General features: G+C 43.5%; 2 protein-coding genes. One reads left to right on the forward strand and one right to left on the reverse strand.

The window, feature by feature from the left end; all coding sequences use genetic code 11:
* The first annotated feature begins 118 nt into the window (after positions 1 to 118).
* Entirely contained in the window at positions 119 to 334 is a 216-nt protein-coding gene (locus QUA03_RS28725; RefSeq protein ID WP_333217104.1) for a hypothetical protein, read from the forward strand.
* A 141-nt stretch (positions 335 to 475) separates the two neighbouring features.
* Here QUA03_RS28725 and hpsL read toward each other — a convergent pair whose 3' ends face one another.
* Positions 476 to 2,140, reverse strand: a complete 1,665-nt coding sequence (gene hpsL, locus QUA03_RS28730) for a hormogonium polysaccharide biosynthesis protein HpsL (RefSeq protein ID WP_333217106.1) — start codon at positions 2,138 to 2,140, stop codon at positions 476 to 478.
* Between the last annotated feature and the right edge of the window lie 206 nt (positions 2,141 to 2,346).

Here is a 2,346-nt window from a genome sequence, read left to right on the forward strand (position 1 = left end):
TTACGGATATGGGTTGATTTACATTCTGGGCATTGCATAAATTATTCCTCCTATTCATACTCTAACTCAGCAACGCCGCGTGTAACAATTATGCTGCCTATCTTTTTTGAGCAGCGGATTGGCTCAATCCTCACCACCTCTCGGTTTCAGGCTGGTTGTCACCCCCCAGCAATTATCTTGGTTTTCTGACAGCCAGCAAATTGCTTTTATATATAATGAAACCGAAGGCGACAAAAACAACTTGTATGTAATTAATCGAGACGGTTCGGGATTGACTAAATTGACAAACGACAAAGATTTGAATCCTGGCACTCCGGTTTGGCAACCGCAGTAAAGTTAAAAGCCAAAATATGCTGTAGGGGTGGGTTTTAGCACAAATAAACCCAGGAGGGCGGGCTATCTTTGGATCGCCTTGGAGCGAAAGCGGGTTACTGAACAAGAAAGAATCCACGAAACTGAACAATCAAAAATATTCTCAAATTGGGGAAGATGCAATAATTTTTTTCTCCTTTAATGGCTGGTGAACTTGCAATTCATTTGACTCAACTTCCTGGTGTTTTTCATCCTGCACCTGTTTATCAATTTTGGGCAACTTTAAAATCGCCCCAGCTAAAACCCAATAATACACGGACACTGGATCTACATCCAGCGGATAGTATTGAGTATTGATCGTAATAAATGCCACAAACACCCAAAAACTAGCTCCGTAACTCCGCAAACTTTTGTCCTTGACAGATCGGTAAGCTCTAAAAGTTAGAAAAGCTAAGTGTAAAAGCATTACCTGAAAACTAATCATTCCCGGATAACCGAGTTCGTATATCAACTTAGGTTGGAAAGTTTCAATTAGCTGCGTGGCACCAAATATTCGTGTTGAATTAGTGGCTCGTCCCACACCTTTACCAAGAGGTTTGTCAATGATAAAATTGTTGCTCTGCTCGAACTGATTAAAGAGAAACTGCTGCGGCGGTGCAGCATTCCAGCGACTAACAAAACTATCCCACCGTTGCTCGATAATTCCCGGGTTAATAGCTGCACCGACAAACAGCAGAATCGCCAGTCCTGCACCGATGGGAATAAATCGTTTGAAATTAACTAATTGACCGGTGAGAACTAGCAGGATTGCTGTAGCAACGGGAACCATAATTAAAGCAGCTCTTTGACCGGAAATAACTGCATTGGCAAATACTAATGCCATGCCAAATAAACCGATAACTCGCCACCAGAATGAAGGGTCGCAAAAGGCAGAGGCAAAGGTTAAAAAAGCATTAGAAATTAAAAACCACGCCCACTGCCAAGGCGCGACAAAAGTTCCCGGCAAGCGGACAAACTTGACTTCTGGACTGAACACCAAAGAACCGCCGACAAAACATCGAGCTTCCAGCGTTGCTTTATATAATTCTGCTCCGGTCATGCCTCTGGTTCCTGCACACTTTCCACTTTGCAGCAACAGGTACTGAATCAAACCGAGAAGGCAGCAAACGATCGCCAAAACGATGTGCATTCGACTAAAAAATACTAAATCCTTCTTAGTGCGGAGCAGATAATAGGTACAAGCAATCAGCGGTATGTAACCTATCAATACTTTTAAGCCGAGAATTCCTTGCAGAATTGGTTTGTCGCCCGGCCTAGGGTTGAGCTGCATCTCCCCGTTGACAAAAATTAAAGTCAGCATTGCCATCATCAACAGGATGCTAAAGGTAGAAAGCATTTGTTTGGGAATGAACAGGCGCAACTGTTTCTTTTTGCAGCTTTGAATTAGGGCGATGAGAGCTGGTATGTAGAAAGCATCTTTGGCTACTTGAAATGCAGCATTCCCGCCGCCAATTGCGTAGGTAATTGTACCGCTGAAAGGCAGGTAAATTAGAAAAGTCCATAAAGCTTGACGGGGGTATTTGTAGGAAAGCAGCAAAATGGCTGCGGCTGCGCCTCCTGCAATAGCAATCTTAGGGTGGGCTACGAACAACAGGGGAATGCTGAGAGCAACGCTGACTAAGCAGCTTATGGCGATCGCCTGCACCAATTCATTGCGCTTTTCTGAAATTTTGCGTTTTTGTGCAGCTACTTCTTTTTTGCTGAGCGCTGTTGTTTTTTCGCTGTGCTTGTGTTTTGATTTCTTGGATTTGCGCTTGGTTTTCAACATATAGCAGAAGGAAGAAGGAAGAGGAAGGGAAGAAGGAAGAAGAAGCGAGAAGGAAGGAAGAAGAAAGAGGGATTTAGTTGCCTAAGAGAGAAAGAAGAAACAATCGACCCCTTATGTTTGTGCAATTAAGCTGTCGGGGCGACAAGTCGCCTATAACGCTGATAGAATAAGCCTCATAGCTCTTATGCCTTGTTGATAATTAGGTA

The organism is Microcoleus sp. S36b_A4, from assembly GCF_036700645.1.
Lineage (GTDB): Bacteria > Cyanobacteriota > Cyanobacteriia > Cyanobacteriales > Microcoleaceae > Microcoleus.